We start from the raw sequence: 16,184 nt of genomic DNA on the forward strand, positions 1-16,184 counted from the left end.
TTCCCATCCGACACCTCAGCCTTTATCCTGTATGAATAAACAGTATCAATCTGCCAACTGAGCCGAGGTGGTTAATGGCCGTCGAAGTGGTATACCGCAGCAGCCGGGACCTGGAGCGTTTGTTCATGGATAAAGCCGAAGCAGACCGTCACGACAAGATGCTGGAACTGGCCGAAGCGCTAGCCACCGTTCTGCAACAAGCGGTGCCGTCGTTGAACGAACAGCAGAGCGAGGATCTCGGCATCTTCATGGCGCGCCACCGCGACGTCTTCTCCCGAGCATTCAAGAACAACGCCGAGGCGCTTGCCGAGCTACCGCCACGCGACGCCTGAAGCGAGCCCGATTCGTGGGCGGCCGGGCGGCGGAAACTTGTAGGGCCCAGACCGGGTCAATGACTCGCAGCCTTTCCAGACAGGTATTCCGGCATGACGAATTCATTCCAGCGGATCAGTGATGCATTCCAGCCGCACTACTGCGTTAACTTCAGCATCGAGAAGCCCGACGGCAGCATTCTACTGACGCTCACCGACGCCAAGGGCGTGGCTGTGAAGCGCTTCATCAGTGCCGAGCAATGGCGCGACCCGCAGCAACTGCAACGACTGATCACCAGCCTGCGGGTCAGCCTCACGATCGAGCGTGGCGAGTCGCCACCGCTATCCGGCTTCGCCGAAGGGGCCCGCGTCGCCGCGCTGTAATCCTTCAGCCGGCGACAAATCGCTCGCCATGCCCTCCCGCCACGACAATAACAACAAGCATCCTGAAACCCTTCATGTCGCTCGCCCGAGCCGGCACGCTCAGCTCCGCCTGAACCCCGGCACCGGCGCTAGCCCTGACTTACCCGCATCGTTTCAGAGCCAGGCCAGCGCCTTGGCCTTGGCTACCGCCTGGGTACGACGCGCCACGCCGAGCTTGGTGTTGATCCGTCGCGCATGCGTCTTGACGGTATGCAGCGAGATGAACAACTGCTCGGCGATCTCCTGATTTGAGCAGCCCTGCGCGATCAGCCGCAGCACCGTCAGCTCACGATTGCTCAGCAGCACGTCATCGCCACAGGCAGGCGCCTCGCCCGGCTCGCGCTCGTACTGCTGCAATCGGTCGCGCAGGCTTTCGCCGCGGGTCGCCGCCGGAAGGATGCGCGCCAGCCATTGCGGCTGGCGGTGCTGCAGCTCGTAAAGCGGTTTGACCAGCTGCTGGCGTACCGCCTCGCTGAGCGCCTTGCGCAGCTCCTGATCGGCCTCCAGCGGCTGGCCGCACGCCAACAGCGCTTCAGCCAGCGAGAAGCGGCACTCGCACGCCAACCCCAGCCGCTGCGCTCGCAGATTCCGCTCGATCAGCCCTTGCAGCGCCTGGGCTGCCGCCTCCGGCTGTCCCTCCAGCATGTCGATGACGGCCAGGTAGCGGCGCAAGCGCGGCAGCAGCTCGTAGAACCCCGACGGCGGCAGGAAGCGCTGGCCCTCGAATAGCTGCCGCACCTGCTCCAGCGCCGTGCGAGCCTTCTTCAGCTCACCCTGATGCAGCCAGGCGACGCCAGTAATCAGCCGCAGGATGCCGCGAAAGCGCGCCTCCGGTACGTGTCGCCATTGCGTGAGGCGCTCGGCCTCGCGCAACCAGTGATACGCATCGGCAAATTCATGATTGCGCGCAGCCAGTTCGGCGAGGCCGACGTAGCCGAAAAAGGCGTAGGAATCGCCGCAGGTTTCGGTTTCCAACCGCCCCTGCTGATAGGCCTCGCGGGCCTGTTCGTCCAGCCCCTGATACGCCAGCAGATGTCCTTGCAGCAGCTGCAGCCGGCCGATGATCGGGCTGTGCCGAACCGTGTCGCGCAGCGCACGCAACGCCTCGTCGAGCACGCCGACGGCGCGCTCGAACTCGCCGGTCAGCTCCAGCAGCTGGATGCGATCAACGCTGAGCATCACCTCGTACAGCACGCTGCCCTTGAGCCGCGCGAGCTTCATGCCTTCGCTGTTGTAGTGCTGGGCGAGCTCGAGCTCGCTCTCGGCCATCGCGTGCTGCGTAAGCGCCTGCAGACACAGCACACGCTGCGCCCAGGCATGATCGGAAAGCACCTCGAGCGCCTGCAGACAGTGCTCGCGCGCTTCGGGCTCACCACGCAAACGGGCCAGGAAGCCGCGCAGCGCCTGCCATTGCGCCAACAACTGGATCTGCCGGCGAGCATCGGGCTGCGGGAAGAACTTGGCAAGTTCGGCCAGGCAGTCGTCGACCTCGTCGAGCCGCGCGGACACGATCAGCGCCCACCCCTGCAGCACGATCAGTCGCGTAGTACTGGCGAACAGATCCTGCGGCAGCTCGCTGCGCCACTTGAGAAAATGCGAGACGTTGTCGCCGATCAGCAACTGCTCCTGCCCGTAACGCTGCAGATAGTTCGCCGCCACCTCAGGCTGGCCGGCCCACAGCGCATGCTCGACTGCCTCGCGCATATCGCCGCGGCTGGCGAACCACTGGCAAGCACGCAGATGCACCTGCGTCGATGACGTCGCCTCGGGAAAACGCTGCAGCAGCAGCGCAAGCGGCCGCCACAGGCGAAACCATTCGCCGCAGTTGTCGATCTGCCGCACGAACAGCTGGAAGGTCTTGAGCACATCGAGCAAATCGGCGCCGGTGCAATCGAGCACGTGGTCGCAAAGCTCGGCGGAAAAGCGCGGCATTCGCGCGAGGGCGAACAACGCGCGCCGGATATCCTCGCTCTGGCCCTGCAGCACTTCGCGCTGGATGTAATCGCGCAGCAACGGCGTGCCGGCCAGCAGACGTTCGCGCAGCGCCTGTTCATCGGCGTTGAGCAGCATCAGACAAACGCCGGCAGGCCAGCCTTCGGTACCCGCCAGCAGCTGCTGGAAACTGTCCGCGGGCAGTTGTAGCCGATAGGCGCGCAGAACCTGAGCCAGCTCCTCGGCGGTGAGCGCGAGGGCGGCGGCGTCGAGTTCGAACAGATGCCCCTGCAGCAACAGGCGCGGCAGCTTCCACGCCGGCTGCCGCCGACTGTTGACCCACCAGCTGACCGAATCAGCGGTCTGCTCCAGCAACATGTCCAGACAGGCGTCCAGATCCGGGCAGACCTCACGCGGATAATCGTCGAGCATGATCCAGAGAGGCTGGCGAACCTGTCCGAGCAGCGCGATCAGCCGCCGTTGCACATCGCCGTCCACAACCGGAAAGCCCAGTGCCGCAGCCAGCTGGGCATACAGCTCCTGCGGCGAGAAGAATCGACCACCCAGATCCAGCCAGACCAGCGTGGTATCGGCCGGCATGCGGCGGGCACATTCGCTCATCAGCACCGTCTTGCCGAAACCGGCAGGTGCGCAGATCAGCCGCAACCGACAGTCCGCGGCAAGCAAGGCGTCGGCGAGCCGCGGCCGCGCAACATGCGCCGGCGGCAGACGTGGAATGGTCGCAACCTGCGCCTGCGCCGTCGCGGCGCTGATCGCATCGGGGAGGAGGCGTACGGACATGGCAACGTTTCTCTTATTCGTATATTCAGTCCATGAAATGGCAGGCGGCTGGCCAGGCGTATCCCTTGCTGGCGGTCCGCTCCACCTGTGCAACCTGACGCATCAGCAGCGTTTTGTCGACCTGCTTGTGCAATCAGCAGCCCCGTTGCACGCAGATCACACCCAGTTCTGCGCGTGCTCTCATCCCTGCGCGCACAAAAAAGGCGGCCTTCTGGCCGCCCTTTTTACACCGCATACCCGCTCGAGACTCAGCGCACCCCAGCGTTACGCAGGGCCGCTGGCGTGAAGTCACGGGCGGATGCCTTGTAACCCCAGTCGAACGGTTTTTCTTCGTTGCTCATGCCGATCGCGATGTAGCGGCCGGAAATGATGTCGTAGAGCGACTCGAACGCGTAGGCCGGCACCTTGTGCTGGTAGTACTGCAGCATGTGCCCTTCGCCCACGCGCCACAGCTGGCCACGCCCGTCGTACAGCTCCGACTGGACGATGGTCCAGGTGTCCTCGTCAACAAAGAAACGACGCTTGGCGTAGATGTTGCGCTCGCCGCTCTTCAGGTTCGCCTCGATTTCCCACACACGGTGCAGCTCGTAGCGCGCGAGATCCTGATTGACGTGCCCTGCCTTGATGATGTCGGCGTACTTCAGGTCACTGGAGGCAATCTCGAAGCTGTTGTAGGGAATGTACAGCTCCTTCTTACCGATCAGTTTCCAGTCGTAGCGATCCGGCGCGCCACTGAACATGTCGAAGTTGTCGGTGGTACGCATGCCGTCCGATGCGGTACCCGGACCGTCGTAGGCGACCTGCGGCGCACGCCGCACACGGCGCTGGCCGGCGTTGTAGATCCAGGCCTGACGCGGGTCCTTCACCTGATCGAGCGAGTCATGCACCAGCAGCACGTTGCCCGCCAGGCGCGACGGCGCCGTCACGCGCTGCTTGAAAAACAGCAGCGCGTTCTTGGCGCGCTCGGCGTCCAGATCGCTCATGTCACTCGGGAAGGCGACTTCGTCCTCGAAGTGGACCAGGGTGTAGCTACCGTTTGTTTGCGGAGTCGCCTGGACGATGTTGCGGCGCACGTTGCCACCGCGATAACGGGTGATGTGGTTCCAGATCACCTCGAGGCCGTTCTGCGGAATCGGGAACGCGTAGTAGCGGCTCTCGGTGAAGCCGCTGACGCCATTTCCACCCTCGACCAGCGAGACGTTCTGCGCGCTTTTCTTCGCCGCTTCATAGATCTTGTCCGGCACAGCGGCGCTACGGTGCGTCGGGAACACGCGAATCTTGTAGGTTTCCGGATAGCGCTTGAACATCGCCAGCTGGCCTGCAGTCAGCTTGTCCTTGTGCTGCTCGGCATTCTGCGCGGTGATGACGAGCTTAGGCTGCTCGCCCTTGAAGGGATCGGTGAGGTGGCCGTTTTTCAGCGGTGCGGCATCGGTCGTCAGACCACCGGTCCACTCGGGAATGCTGCCGTCGGCGTTACCGGCTTTTTCCGCGCCCAGCGGCGTCAGCGACGTACCAAGCTTGGCGGCCTCTTCGGGAGATGCCGCCGCCATGACGCTGCTGGCGAGCAGGGAAAGAGCCAAGACACTGAACAGTTTTCTTGTTGTTTTCATACGATTCCAGTTCCTCTGATCTGTTTGGCCGGAGGCCATCGGTAACACTTGTCGCTGACCGGATGTGCCGTCCGACGCACCGGTCAGCGAACGCCCCCTTTAGAAGTTCACGCCCACGCTGAACGCGAGGAAGTCGCGGTCGACCAGCGTGTTGTAGTCGCCATCGAAGAAATCGGTGTAGGACAGGCTGGCGGTGTAGGTGTTCTGGTATTCGGCATCCAGACCGATACTGAGGGCCTTGGAGTCCTCGTTGAACAAGCCATTCGGACCGTAACCGTCGACGTCGTGCGAGAAGGACAGGTTCGGCTTCAGGTTGATACCGGCGAAGACGTTGTTGTAGTCGGCGATAGCGCGCAGGCGGTAGCCCCAGGAGTTGGCTGTGACGAAGCCATGATTACCGTATTCAGGTGTATCTAGACCAAAGATGGAATCGCGACCATAGCGAAGCTCACTTGTGCTCTCTAACCCCCCAACATGGGTATAACCAATTTCGCCGACAACTGTCACTCGCTCCGAACCTAAGACCTGATCAAAGAAATGGGTAAATGTCGTCTGTAGCTGGGTAATTTCTTTACGGTTATAACCGCGGTGCTCCTGACCAGCAAACGCCGGATTAACGAGTCTCGATACAAGGTCCGTGGCATTAATTTGTACCGGAGCGTTAGGCCGATAACTCACTTCTCCTGACCATGCAGTCCCCGTCGGAAGCGTAGTCGAGAAGCTCGCTCCATAGAGGCGAATATCCTCCGGATATTCTAGGAAGTATTGCCCGTTACCTAACAAGACCCCCGCCCCTTGTGCTTGAAGCAAACCCGCAAATTGTTGCTGGGAAATCGCTCCAGTCATAAGGAGCGGAAGCAACTGAGCGGCTGTGGCCCCGACGATGCCCGACCCAGTACCAGTTAGCGGATCAAATCCGCCTACCGCTCCGTAAGTAGCCAGCCCTGGGTTTCGAGTACTAAGAGCAGGAGTCCGGCTGTGATAGTTCATGAAATAGGCGCCGTACTCGGTTGAATCGCCAAGCCACCGAAGTGCCAAGCCAAATTGACCTGAGTCACGAGCATCCCGATCCCCGCCGCGAGGAACTCGGATGCCCTCACCAGTAACCGTATAGCCCTGTCCTAAAAGAGATGCGATTGGATCGAGCCCAGTTCCTGCAATGGCATTCGTTGATACATCAAAATCAGTACACCCATCTTGGATAACGTCCATGCCCGCGAAGAACGTACCGCAATTGTCGGCAATGGTCTGGTCCCACTCCAGCTGATAGAACGCCTCCATGCTCAGGCGGTCGGTCAGGCTCTGCGAGAGGTAAAGCATGTTGACCGGAATCAGGCCTTCCTTGATCTCCGCGCCCGGACGGCGGAACGCCGCGGCGTCCAGCGGGTTGATCGAGTTGATCGAGTTGCCGATGAAGGTGCTCTCACCCCAACTCACCACCTGCCGGCCGATACGCACGGTGCCTGGCAGCTCGCCCAGGTAATAGTTGTGGTAGAGGAACGCATCGAGGATTTCAGCGCCGGAAGACTGGGCGGCTTCCTTGCGGTTGCTGTCGCTGATGTCCTTGAACAGGCGGCTCTCGTCCTTCAGCTCGAAGTCGTACCAGTACTTGCCGCGTACGAACGCGCCGCTGTCGCGATAGCGCAGTTCGAGGTCATGCACGCCCTTGAAGATCTTGGAAAAGGTCTCGCCCTTCTTGAAGTTCAACCGACCGTCATCGCCGGTCTGGGTGTAACCAGTGCCGCCATTGTTGATCCCGACCAGGTCCATGTCGCGATCCGCCATCGACCAGCTGGCGCCGATCGACATGGATGAGTCGAACTGGCCTTCGATTTCACCGATGTTGAAGTTGACCGCGTAAGCCGGTGCCGCGGTGCTCAGGGCAATCGCCAGAGCGAGGGATGTGGGCTGGAAGATTCCTTGCCTTGTTGTTTTTGTCATGAGGCGCTCCTGGTTGGTTCGATGTACGCCAACCCTACCCAGAGGTCTGCGGGGGGTTAAGCGCACGAAGGTTTGATTTAGCCTGTCATCCTTAAGTATGAAAGACCGTTCCAGCATTGGATTTGAGCGCGATGGCACAGCGCCGCGCCGGGGTATGGCACATCGAGCTTAGCCATGATTCCCCGGGCGGCAAAGGCCGAAATAGAGCGGCCGTGACAAAACGACACGCAAACTTGTGACGTTTATCCGAAAGTCGTAGGTGTAGCTGGAGCGGTCTCGCTGTCGCGAGCACTACGGCGCAGGAAATGAAGGCGGGGCGAAGGGAAGGCGCGCAAGCGCAAAACGCCTGATGCGTGTGGTTGCGTTACGCAGCCGCGGAGCGTTTGAGACGAAACGAAACAAGACGCCGCGACGTAGCGTCATAGCGACCCGAACTTCGGGTCGCCAGAGTGGCTCAGGTGCTATCGGATACGCCGCTCGAAAGCGGCGTCGGATATCACAGTCCTTTGACGGCGAAGATGCCCGGCGCGTTGCGCCAATAGCCCTTGTAATCCATGCCGTAACCGAAGATGAACCGGTCGATGCAGCGCAGGCCGACATAGTTGGCCTTGAGATCCGGGCGCGCCTTGCGCTGATGATCCTTGTCGATCAGCACTGCGGTGTGCACCGCGGCAGCACCGGCATGCCGGCAGAAATCGATGATCGCGCCCAGCGTGTGACCTTCGTCGAGAATGTCATCGATGATCAGCACATCGCGATCGATGAAGGAGATTTCCGGCTTGGCCTTCCAGAACAGCTCGCCACCGCTGGTTTCGTTGCGATAGCGCGAAGCGTGCAGATAGGACAGCTCCAGCGGGAAATTCAGCTTGGTCATCAGCTTTCCAGCGAAGATCAGCCCGCCGTTCATCACGCAGAACACTACCGGATTACGCTCCGCCAGCTCGGCATTGATCTTCCCGGCGACGGCGTCGATGGCCGCTTCGACTTCGGCTTCGGTGTACAGGCAGTCGCTTTCGGCCATGATCTGGCGGATGTGTACGAGATCGACGGACATGGAGCATTTCTCCAGATGGGCTAGCGTTGAGAAGTCAGAATCGCGGGAACGGGCCTGGTTGAAAAGTCGCCAGGCGCTCGACCGCCTGAAAAAAACGACCCGCTGCCTATGCAATCTGCCTGACCGGTCAGTCAGCTCAGACTACTGCGCGGTCCTGAAGCGAAGGGTCGGCACGATACTCAACCGCCCCCGGCTCAGCAAGTCGTGAGATCAACGTAACCCGCGTAGCCCGTGGCACGGCGATGCTTTACTCTACGTCGGTTTAATCGAGCGCCGGAGCCGCCCCCATGTCTATTCGAGAGATCCGCCATCCGCTGATCCGCCACAAGCTCGGCCTGATGCGCCGTGCCGATATCAGCACAAAGAACTTCCGGGAACTGGCCCAGGAAGTCGGTTCGATCCTCACCTACGAGGCGACCAGCGACCTGCCGCTGGAGCACTGCAGCATCGACGGCTGGTGCGGCCCGGTGCAGGTCGAGAAGATTTCCGGCAAGAAGATCACAGTGGTGCCCATCCTGCGCGCCGGTATCGGCATGCTCGACGGCGTGCTCAGTCTGATTCCCGGCGCGAAGGTGAGCGCGGTCGGCATCGCGCGCAACGAGCAGACCCTGCAGGCGCAGACCTACCTGGAAAAACTGGTACCGGAAATTAACCAGCGCCTGGCCATCATCATTGATCCGATGCTGGCGACGGGCGGCTCGATGGTCGCCACCATCGACATGCTGAAGAAGGCCGGCTGCAAGGAAATTCGCGCACTGGTGTTGGTGGCCGCACCGGAAGGTATCGCCGCGGTCGAGCGTGCACATCCCGACGTGATGATTTTCACCGCCTCCATCGACGAGCGTCTGGACGAGAACGGCTACATCGTTCCCGGCCTGGGTGACGCCGGCGACAAGATCTTCGGCACTAAGCAGAAGGACGTCTGAGCATGACGAACCCGCAAGAACCTGTCGCCCGCCAGGTGCTGGCCGGTGCGCAGATGCTGTTCGTCGCGTTCGGCGCGCTGGTGCTGATGCCGCTGATCACCGGAATGGATCCCAACGTCGCACTGTTCACCGCGGGCCTCGGCACGCTGCTGTTCCAGCTGGTGACGCGACGCCAGGTGCCGGTGTTTCTGGCGTCCAGTTTCGCCTTCATCGCCCCGATCATTGCTGCCAAGGGCGAGTTCGGTCTGCCCGCAGTACTCGGTGGCGTAGTAGCGGCCGGCCTGGTCTACGTGCTGCTCGGCTTCGCCGTGCGTCTGAAAGGGCCGGCGTTCATCGACCGTCTGCTGCCGCCGGTGGTGATCGCGCCGGTGATCATCTCCATCGGTCTGGCGCTGTCACCGGTCGCGGCCAACATGGCGATGGGCAAAGCCGGCGACGGCAGCGCCCAACTGGTGCCCTATGCCACCGCGATGATGATCTCGATGCCGGCGCTGGTCACTACGCTGCTGGTCGCCGTGCTCGGCAAGGGACTGTTCCGCCTGGTGCCGATCCTTGCCGGCGTCAGCGTCGGCTACGGGCTGTCGCTGGCCTTCGGCGTGGTCGATACCAACGCCATCGTCGCCGCGCCCTGGCTGGCGATGCCTAACTTCGTCACGCCGGAATTCCATCTGGGCGCAATCCTGTTCATGGTCCCGGTCGCGCTGGCTCCGGCCATCGAACACATCGGCGGCGTGGTCGCAATCGGCAGCGTCACCGGTAACAACTACATCAAGCAGCCCGGCCTGCATCGCACCCTGCTGGGCGATGGTCTGGCCACGTCGGCCGCCGGTCTGTTCGGCGGCCCGCCCAACACCACGTATGCCGAGGTAACGGGCGCGGTGATGCTGACCAAGAACTACAACCCGAAGATCATGACCTGGGCGGCCATCTTCGCCATCGTGCTGGCGTTCATCGGCAAGTTCGGCGCGGGCCTGCTGAGCATTCCGGTGCCGGTGATGGGCGGCATTCTCTGCCTGCTGTTCGGTTCGATTGCGGTGGTCGGCTTGAGCACCCTGATCCGCCATCAGGTGGACCTCTCCGAGGCACGCAACCTGATCATCGTCTCGGTCACGCTGGTATTCGGCATCGGCGGCATGGCGTTCGGTCAAGGCGAATTCAGCCTGTCAGGCATCTCGCTGTGCGCTCTCGTCGCGCTGCTGCTCAACGTGCTGTTGCCGGGCGGCGAAGGCTGGCGCAACAAGCAGCTGAACGACAGCGTTTGAAGCGGGTTACATCAGGCCGCGACGCGATCGACAGCCGCGCCACCGGTGAAATTCCTCATCGGCAGCTGGAGGATGCGCCGGTGAGTTGCAGCAGCTGCGCCGCCTGCTGCTGCCGTCTGGAGGTGCTGCTGTTCGGCGAGCGCGACGTGCCAGCCCGCTTCATCGACATTGATGCCTGGGGCGCGCAGGTAATGCGCCGACTGGATGACGGCTGGTGCGCGGCGCTCGATCGCGACAGCATGCGCTGCACCATTTACGCGGTACGCCCGTTGATCTGTCGCGAATTCGAGCTGGGTTCGGCGGACTGCCTGGAAGAACGCCAAGGCAGTGCCTCGGCCTATCGCTGAGTTCTGAGAAAGGTCGCGCAGCCCCGGCCCGGAGCTGCGCGCGGCGGAACTAGAAGTCCATCCGGTAGTGCAGCGCGTAGCTTTCCACGCCATCGTTGGGATTTTTCAACCCGGCGTTGGAGTAGTGCAGTGCGCGGATGCCAATCTCGTGGCCACCGGCCAGACGCAGGCCGACGCCGATACGATCCTCGAACTGGAACGAGGAACCCAGCTCGCGATCCTCGACCTCGGTGCTCTCGAACGCGGCGATACCGATGCCTGCCTCGATGTAGGGCTTGACCGACTCGCCGGCGAACTCGTAGACGAATACCGGCGCCAACGACAGGCTGTGGTTGGCGGAAGTCTCGTCGCCCTCCCAATAGGTGTAGCCGGCATCCCAATAGCCGGTCAGCCGGCCGACATCGCTCTGCAGCCAGCTACGGTTGAAATCGAACTGCACACCAAGCCGATAGGTCATGGTCGACTCGCCGGTCTGGCCGACGGCCGCCGTCACGCCCATTGCCTGCGCTGCCGTCACCTGACCTGCGCAAAGAGCCGCAGCGACGGTAAAAGGGATCAGTTTTTTCATCGGAACTTCCTTATTTCAAGGATGGCTATTTTTGGTTGTTGTACTTCATTGAGAAACGCAACCGCATCGCGAGTTCCTAACCAGCGAAGAACTCGACGCCCGCCTTTTCACCCCAAAGTATAGGCAGCACACCCTCCATTCGCAGCGGATCGCCGCTACAGAAGAAGCGCACCCGGGCCTCGCCGGTCGCCAGCAGCTGTCGCGCGGCCAGCACCTCCTCCAGACGCCGGGCGACCGCCGCGCCGGTATCGATGAGTTGCACGTGAGACGGGACCAGCTGCGCTAGCAGGGGCCGGATGAACGGATAGTGAGTGCAGCCGAGAATCAGCGTATCGCAGCCCTCCGCCAGCAGCGGTTCCACCCAGCCCGCCAGCAGATCGCGCGTCGCGGCGCCATTCAGCTCCCCGGCCTCGATACGCTCGACCAGCCCGGGACAGGGCTGCGTTATCACCCGCACATCGCTGGCGAAGCGGTCGAGCAAGGCCGCGAAACGGGCGCTTTTCAGCGTGCCGGTGGTCGCCAGCACGCCGACCACGCCACTACGCGTCGCCCGCGCGGCAGGCTTTACCGCAGGCTCCATGCCGATGATCGGCAACTGCGGATGGCATTCGCGCAACTCGGCGATGCCGGCTGCCGTGGCGGTGTTACAAGCCAGCACCAGCGCCTTGGCGCCCTGCTCAAGGAGAAAATCGGTGATGGTACGGCAACGTTCGCGGATGAATTCCGGGCTCTTCTCGCCGTAGGGCACGTGCGCGCTGTCGGCCAGATACAGCAGCGATTCGTGCGGCAGGCGCTGGCGAATTTCGCGCAGTACGGAAAGCCCGCCGACGCCGGAATCGAACACGCCGACCGGCGCCGAGCGCTCAGCCATCGTGGTGTCCGCAGACGGCGCAGGCCGGATCGCGCTTGACCCGCAGCTCACGCATGCGCGTGGCGAAACCATCGACCAGCAACAGCCGCCCTACCAGCGGCTCACCGAAGCCGGCCAGCAATTTCAGCGCCTCGAGCGCCTGCAAGGTGCCCACCAGGCCAACCAGCGGGCCCAGCACGCCAGCCTCGCTGCAGGTCAGCTCGGTCTCGCTGCCATGGCCATAGAGGCAGTGGTAGCAGGGACTCGCCGCATCACGCGGATCGAATACCGACACCTGCCCTTCCAGGCGAATCGCCGCACCGCTGACCAACGGCTTCTTCGCCGCGACGCAGGCGGCGTTCACCGCTTCGCGAATCGTGAAATTGTCGGTGCAGTCGAGTACCAGATCGACGCCGGCAACGGCCTGCGCGAGGGTATCGGCGTCCAGTCCCGCACGGTACGGCACCAGGCGGACGTGCGGATTCAGCGCATGCAGGCGCCCCATCGCCGAGTCGACCTTGTGCATGCCGAGCGACTGGCTGTCATGGACGATCTGGCGCTGCAGATTGGTCAGGTCCAGCGTGTCGAAGTCCGCCAGGTGCAACTCGCCGACACCCGCGGCCGCCAGATAGAGCGCCACCGGCGAGCCCAGCCCGCCAAGCCCGACGATCAGGGCGCGACTCTGTTTGAGCCGCAGCTGGCCCTCGACATCGACCTGCTTGAGCAGAATCTGGCGGCTATAACGCAGCAGTTCTTCGTCACTGAGCATGAAATGCCTCGCAAGATGATGGAATCACGGCAGGCGCCCCAGGCTGATGCGCTCGTGGCCGCCCAAATCGCGGCGGCTTTCGACCGCGACGAAGCCTTGATGAGTCAGCAACTGGCGCACCGCAGCGGCCTGATCGAAACCGTGTTCGAGCAACAGCCAGCCGTGCGTTTCGAGATGCGCAGGGGCCGCGGCGATGATCTGGCGGATGTCATCCAGACCGTCGCTGCCGGCGACCAGTGCACTGTGTGGCTCGAAGCGCACGTCGCCACACGCCAGATGGGGATCGCTGGCCGGGATGTAGGGTGGATTGCTGACGATCAGCTGATAGCGCTCGCCGCCCAGCGCCGCAAACCAGTCACTCGCGAGGAAGCGCACGTTGTTCAGTCCGAGGCGCAGTCGATTGCGCTCGGCCAGCGCGACCGCCTCGTCGACCCGATCCACGCCAGTCACCTGCCAGGCGGGACGCTCTGCCGCCAGCGCCAGCGCGATAGCGCCCGTGCCAGCCCCCAAATCGAGCAGTCGCGCCGGTGTTGCCGGCAGGCACTCCAGCACGGTCTCCACCAGCAGCTCGGTGTCTGGACGCGGGATCAGCGTATGCGGCGCCACTTCCAGGTCGAGACTCCAGAAGCCCTGGTGCCCCAGGATGTAGGCCACCGGTTCGCCCGCGCGGCGCCGGCGCAGCAGTTCGGCGAAACGCGCGCAAGCTTCGGCATCCGGCTCCCGCTCTGGCCAGGTGCGCAGGAAGCTGCGCGTTTTGCCCAACGCCTGCGCCAGCAGCAGCTCGGCGTCCAGCCGCGCGGTCGGCGAATCGGGCAGCTCGGCGGTGTCGAGCAGGGATTGGATGGTGGGCATAACCTTCGAGCCTCGAGCGGCGCACTGCAACGGCCACGGCGCCCCGTGGGTCATGCGGCGGGTAGCCTTGTCGTTAATCTCCCAGCGCCGCCAACTGATCGGCCTGGTACTCCTGCAGCAGCGGCTCGATGACCTGCTCCGCGGCGCCGGCAATCACTTCGTTGAGCGAATACAGCGTCAGGTTGATGCGGTGATCGGTCACCCGCCCCTGCGGGAAGTTGTAGGTGCGGATGCGTTCGGAGCGGTCACCGGAGCCGACCAGCAGCTTGCGCGTCTCGGAGATTTCCTTGTGCGCGGCGGCGTCCTGACGGTCCTGCAGCTTGGCGGCCAGCCAGGCCATCGCCTTGGCGCGATTCTTGTGCTGCGAGCGCTCTTCCTGGCACTCGACGACGATGCCGGTGGGCAGGTGGGTGATGCGGATCGCCGAGTCGGTCTTGTTGACGTGCTGGCCACCGGCGCCCGAGGAGCGATAGGTGTCGACGCGCAAGTCGGCCGGATTGATCTCGATCGCCGCCTGCTCGTCAGGCTCGGGCAGCACCGCGACGGTGCAGGCCGAGGTGTGGATACGGCCCTGGGATTCGGTTTCCGGCACGCGCTGCACACGATGGGCGCCGGACTCGAACTTGAGCTTGGCGTAGACGTTGTCGCCCTCGACGCGGGAGATCACCTCCTTGAAGCCACCGTGCTCGCCCTCGTTTTCCGAGAGTATCTCGACGCGCCAGCCCTGTTTCTCGGCGTAGCGCGAATACATGCGGAACAGATCACCGGCGAAGATCGCCGCCTCATCGCCGCCGGTGCCGGCACGGATTTCGAGGAACACGTTGCGCCCGTCGTTGGGGTCCTTGGGCAGCAGCATGCGCTGCAGATTGGCTTCCAGTGTCTCGAGCTGCGCCTTGGCCTCGGCGACTTCTTCCTCAGCCATCTCGCGCAGGTCGGGATCGCTGTCCTTGAGCAGCGCCTGGGCACCTTCGAGATCCTGCTGCACCTTGCACAGCTGGCGATAGGCGGCGATCACCGGCTCGACTTCGGCGTATTCGCGCGAATAGGCGCGAAAGCGATTCTGGTCGCTGATAATCTCGGCGTCGCCGAGCAGCGCGGTGAGTTCCTCGAAGCGGTCCTGCAGGATATCCAGCTTGTTCAGCAATGAGGGTTTCATGGTTTTTCCGTGCCCTCGTGCAGGGCAAAAAGGTCCTGAGCCATGCTCAGGGCTTCGACGCGCCCTTCGGCCGAGAGCTTCTTCAGCTGCACGCTGGGCGCATGCAGCAGCTTGTTGGTCAGCCCGCGGGCGAGCTGGGCGAGGACGTCCTCGGGATTGCCGCCATTGGCCAGCAGACGCTGCGCCTTGGCCAACTCCTCGTCGCGAATTCGCTCGGCACTCTGCCGGTAGGCCTTGAGCACATCCACCGCAGCCAGCTCGCGCAGGCGCAGCATGAAGTCTTCGGTACCGGCGGCCACCAGCTCCTCGGCCGCCTGAGCGGCGCCCTGGCGACTCTTGAGGTTCTCCGCGACCACCTCGTGCAGGTCGTCGACCGAATAGAGGTAGACATCGTCCAGGTCGCCGACCTGCGGCTCGATGTCCCGCGGCACGGCGATGTCGACCATGAACATCGGCTTGTGCTTGCGCTTCTTCAGCGCCTGTTCCACCGCGCCCTTGCCGAGGATCGGCAGCTGGCTGGCAGTGGAACTGATGACGATGTCGCTGTTGTGCAGCTCATCGGGGATGTCAGCCAGCAGGATCGCCTGCGCACCGAACTCGGCCGCCAGCGCACTGGCGCGCTCCAGAGTACGGTTGGCGACCACGATCTTCTTCACGCCCTGCTCGTGCAGATGGCGGGCGACCAGGGTGATGGTTTCGCCGGCGCCGATCAGCAAAGCCCGGCTGCGCTGCAGATCACTGAATATCTGCCGTGCCAGGCTTACGGCGGCGAAGGCGACCGAAACCGGGTTCTCGCCGATCGCCGTATCCGTGCGTACGGTCTTGGCAGTGCTGAAGGTGGCCTGGAACAGCCGGCCGAGCAGCGGGCCGATGCTGCCGGCCTCGCGTGCCACGGCATAGGAGGACTTCATCTGGCCGAGAATCTGCGGCTCGCCCAGCACCAGCGAATCAAGCCCTGAGGCGACCCGCATCATGTGCCGCACCGCCTGGTCGTCGACATGCACGTAGGCACAGGCCTTCAGTTCATCGAGGCTCAGGCCGTGGTAATCGGCAAGCCACGCCAGCACGGCATCCGCCTCGACCTGGTCCTGCTGCAGGTACAGTTCGCTGCGATTGCAGGTCGAGAGGATCGCCGCCTCGCGAGTCGGCGTGGCGCGACACAGCTCCTGCAGAGCCTGGACCATCTGTTCGGGAGTGAAGGCCACGCGCTCGCGGACGTCCACCGAAGCGGTCTTGTGATTGATACCAAGCGCGAGGAAAGCCATGCAGGATCGCTGATCAGACTAACGAAGCGCGCAATTCTCCTACTTCGCCTGACTCAGAACAACCATTGCCCACGATTGTCCGATACCCCTGGAACCCGCCGGCACTGCGCAAACCGC

15 protein-coding genes are annotated in these 16,184 nt (G+C 63.2%); 5 read left to right on the forward strand and 10 right to left on the reverse strand.

The window, feature by feature from the left end; all coding sequences use genetic code 11:
- Nucleotides 1-74 precede the first annotated feature (74 nt).
- On the forward strand, nt 75-332 hold the full coding sequence (locus AC0ZJQ_RS14750; RefSeq protein ID WP_008567037.1) for a YebG family protein: 258 nt from the start codon (nt 75-77) through the stop codon (nt 330-332).
- 93 nt (nt 333-425) lie between these two features.
- A complete protein-coding gene (locus AC0ZJQ_RS14755; protein ID WP_102828706.1) occupies nt 426-695 on the forward strand; it encodes a DUF3509 domain-containing protein in 270 nt (89 codons plus the stop codon).
- Nucleotides 696-848: 153 nt separating this feature from the next.
- Here the strand turns inward: AC0ZJQ_RS14755 and AC0ZJQ_RS14760 are convergent, their stop codons facing one another.
- The 4 genes from AC0ZJQ_RS14760 to AC0ZJQ_RS14775 all read right to left on the reverse strand — a co-directional run bounded on the left by AC0ZJQ_RS14760 (nt 849) and on the right by AC0ZJQ_RS14775 (nt 8,072).
- A complete protein-coding gene (locus AC0ZJQ_RS14760; RefSeq protein WP_237265072.1) occupies nt 849-3,467 on the reverse strand; it encodes a LuxR C-terminal-related transcriptional regulator in 2,619 nt (872 codons plus the stop codon).
- Between the two features lie 248 nt (nt 3,468-3,715).
- Entirely contained in the window at nt 3,716-5,077 is a 1,362-nt protein-coding gene (locus tag AC0ZJQ_RS14765) for a DUF1329 domain-containing protein (protein WP_237265071.1), read from the reverse strand.
- A 99-nt stretch (nt 5,078-5,176) separates the two neighbouring features.
- The gene (locus tag AC0ZJQ_RS14770) at nt 5,177-7,018 is read right to left on the reverse strand and encodes a DUF1302 domain-containing protein (protein ID WP_237265070.1); all 1,842 of its coding nucleotides are present in this window, start codon (nt 7,016-7,018) and stop codon (nt 5,177-5,179) included.
- 496 nt (nt 7,019-7,514) lie between these two features.
- On the reverse strand, nt 7,515-8,072 hold the full coding sequence (locus AC0ZJQ_RS14775) for a hypoxanthine-guanine phosphoribosyltransferase (protein ID WP_008567043.1): 558 nt from the start codon (nt 8,070-8,072) through the stop codon (nt 7,515-7,517).
- Between the two features lie 287 nt (nt 8,073-8,359).
- Between AC0ZJQ_RS14775 and upp the strand changes: the two genes are divergently transcribed.
- The 3 genes from upp to AC0ZJQ_RS14790 are packed head-to-tail and all read left to right on the forward strand — an operon-like array spanning nt 8,360 to nt 10,607.
- Complete coding sequence (gene upp / locus AC0ZJQ_RS14780) at nt 8,360-8,998, forward strand: uracil phosphoribosyltransferase (RefSeq protein WP_008567044.1); 639 nt, start codon at nt 8,360-8,362, stop codon at nt 8,996-8,998.
- Between the two features lie 2 nt (nt 8,999-9,000).
- Nucleotides 9,001-10,260: a uracil-xanthine permease family protein gene (locus AC0ZJQ_RS14785; protein ID WP_155550170.1), complete on the forward strand. Its 1,260-nt coding sequence runs from the start codon at nt 9,001-9,003 to the stop codon at nt 10,258-10,260.
- Nucleotides 10,257-10,607: a YkgJ family cysteine cluster protein gene (locus AC0ZJQ_RS14790; RefSeq protein WP_155550169.1), complete on the forward strand. Its 351-nt coding sequence runs from the start codon at nt 10,257-10,259 to the stop codon at nt 10,605-10,607. The genes AC0ZJQ_RS14785 and AC0ZJQ_RS14790 overlap by 4 nt, the downstream gene beginning before the upstream one ends.
- Nucleotides 10,608-10,656: 49 nt before the next feature.
- Here the strand turns inward: AC0ZJQ_RS14790 and AC0ZJQ_RS14795 are convergent, their stop codons facing one another.
- From AC0ZJQ_RS14795 to hemA, 6 genes are all read right to left on the reverse strand, one after another.
- Complete coding sequence (locus AC0ZJQ_RS14795; protein WP_043297489.1) at nt 10,657-11,175, reverse strand: acyloxyacyl hydrolase; 519 nt, start codon at nt 11,173-11,175, stop codon at nt 10,657-10,659.
- A gap of 76 nt (nt 11,176-11,251) precedes the next feature.
- On the reverse strand, nt 11,252-12,046 hold the full coding sequence (gene murI / locus AC0ZJQ_RS14800) for a glutamate racemase (RefSeq protein WP_155550168.1): 795 nt from the start codon (nt 12,044-12,046) through the stop codon (nt 11,252-11,254).
- Nucleotides 12,039-12,794 carry a molybdopterin-synthase adenylyltransferase MoeB gene (locus AC0ZJQ_RS14805; protein ID WP_155550167.1) on the reverse strand — a complete coding sequence of 252 codons (756 nt, stop codon included), beginning with the start codon at nt 12,792-12,794 and terminating at the stop codon, nt 12,039-12,041. Before AC0ZJQ_RS14805 ends, murI begins: the two co-directional genes overlap by 8 nt.
- 24 nt (nt 12,795-12,818) lie before the next feature.
- Nucleotides 12,819-13,646: a peptide chain release factor N(5)-glutamine methyltransferase gene (gene prmC, locus AC0ZJQ_RS14810; RefSeq protein ID WP_314020332.1), complete on the reverse strand. Its 828-nt coding sequence runs from the start codon at nt 13,644-13,646 to the stop codon at nt 12,819-12,821.
- A 73-nt stretch (nt 13,647-13,719) separates the two neighbouring features.
- Entirely contained in the window at nt 13,720-14,802 is a 1,083-nt protein-coding gene (prfA, locus tag AC0ZJQ_RS14815) for a peptide chain release factor 1 (RefSeq protein ID WP_008567052.1), read from the reverse strand.
- The gene (hemA, locus tag AC0ZJQ_RS14820) at nt 14,799-16,067 is read right to left on the reverse strand and encodes a glutamyl-tRNA reductase (RefSeq protein WP_314020333.1); all 1,269 of its coding nucleotides are present in this window, start codon (nt 16,065-16,067) and stop codon (nt 14,799-14,801) included. The genes prfA and hemA overlap by 4 nt, the downstream gene beginning before the upstream one ends.
- Nucleotides 16,068-16,184 lie beyond the last annotated feature (117 nt).

The sequence above is a fragment of the Stutzerimonas sp. 21-1 genome (assembly GCF_056336065.1).

Bases quoted from the DNA above. Each gene is read 5' to 3' on its own strand.
- prmC (WP_314020332.1), bottom strand. From the start codon at position 13,646: ATGCCCACCATCCAATCCCTGCTCGACACCGCCGAGCTGCCCGATTCG.
- AC0ZJQ_RS14765 (WP_237265071.1), bottom strand. From the start codon at position 5,077: ATGAAAACAACAAGAAAACTGTTCAGTGTCTTGGCTCTTTCCCTGCTC.
- AC0ZJQ_RS14770 (WP_237265070.1), bottom strand. From the start codon at position 7,018: ATGACAAAAACAACAAGGCAAGGAATCTTCCAGCCCACATCCCTCGCT.
- AC0ZJQ_RS14795 (WP_043297489.1), bottom strand. From the start codon at position 11,175: ATGAAAAAACTGATCCCTTTTACCGTCGCTGCGGCTCTTTGCGCAGGT.
- AC0ZJQ_RS14785 (WP_155550170.1), top strand. From the start codon at position 9,001: ATGACGAACCCGCAAGAACCTGTCGCCCGCCAGGTGCTGGCCGGTGCG.
- AC0ZJQ_RS14775 (WP_008567043.1), bottom strand. From the start codon at position 8,072: ATGTCCGTCGATCTCGTACACATCCGCCAGATCATGGCCGAAAGCGAC.
- murI (WP_155550168.1), bottom strand. From the start codon at position 12,046: ATGGCTGAGCGCTCGGCGCCGGTCGGCGTGTTCGATTCCGGCGTCGGC.
- AC0ZJQ_RS14760 (WP_237265072.1), bottom strand. From the start codon at position 3,467: ATGTCCGTACGCCTCCTCCCCGATGCGATCAGCGCCGCGACGGCGCAG.
- AC0ZJQ_RS14750 (WP_008567037.1), top strand. From the start codon at position 75: ATGGCCGTCGAAGTGGTATACCGCAGCAGCCGGGACCTGGAGCGTTTG.
- hemA (WP_314020333.1), bottom strand. From the start codon at position 16,067: ATGGCTTTCCTCGCGCTTGGTATCAATCACAAGACCGCTTCGGTGGAC.
- upp (WP_008567044.1), top strand. From the start codon at position 8,360: ATGTCTATTCGAGAGATCCGCCATCCGCTGATCCGCCACAAGCTCGGC.
- AC0ZJQ_RS14755 (WP_102828706.1), top strand. From the start codon at position 426: ATGACGAATTCATTCCAGCGGATCAGTGATGCATTCCAGCCGCACTAC.
- AC0ZJQ_RS14805 (WP_155550167.1), bottom strand. From the start codon at position 12,794: ATGCTCAGTGACGAAGAACTGCTGCGTTATAGCCGCCAGATTCTGCTC.
- prfA (WP_008567052.1), bottom strand. From the start codon at position 14,802: ATGAAACCCTCATTGCTGAACAAGCTGGATATCCTGCAGGACCGCTTC.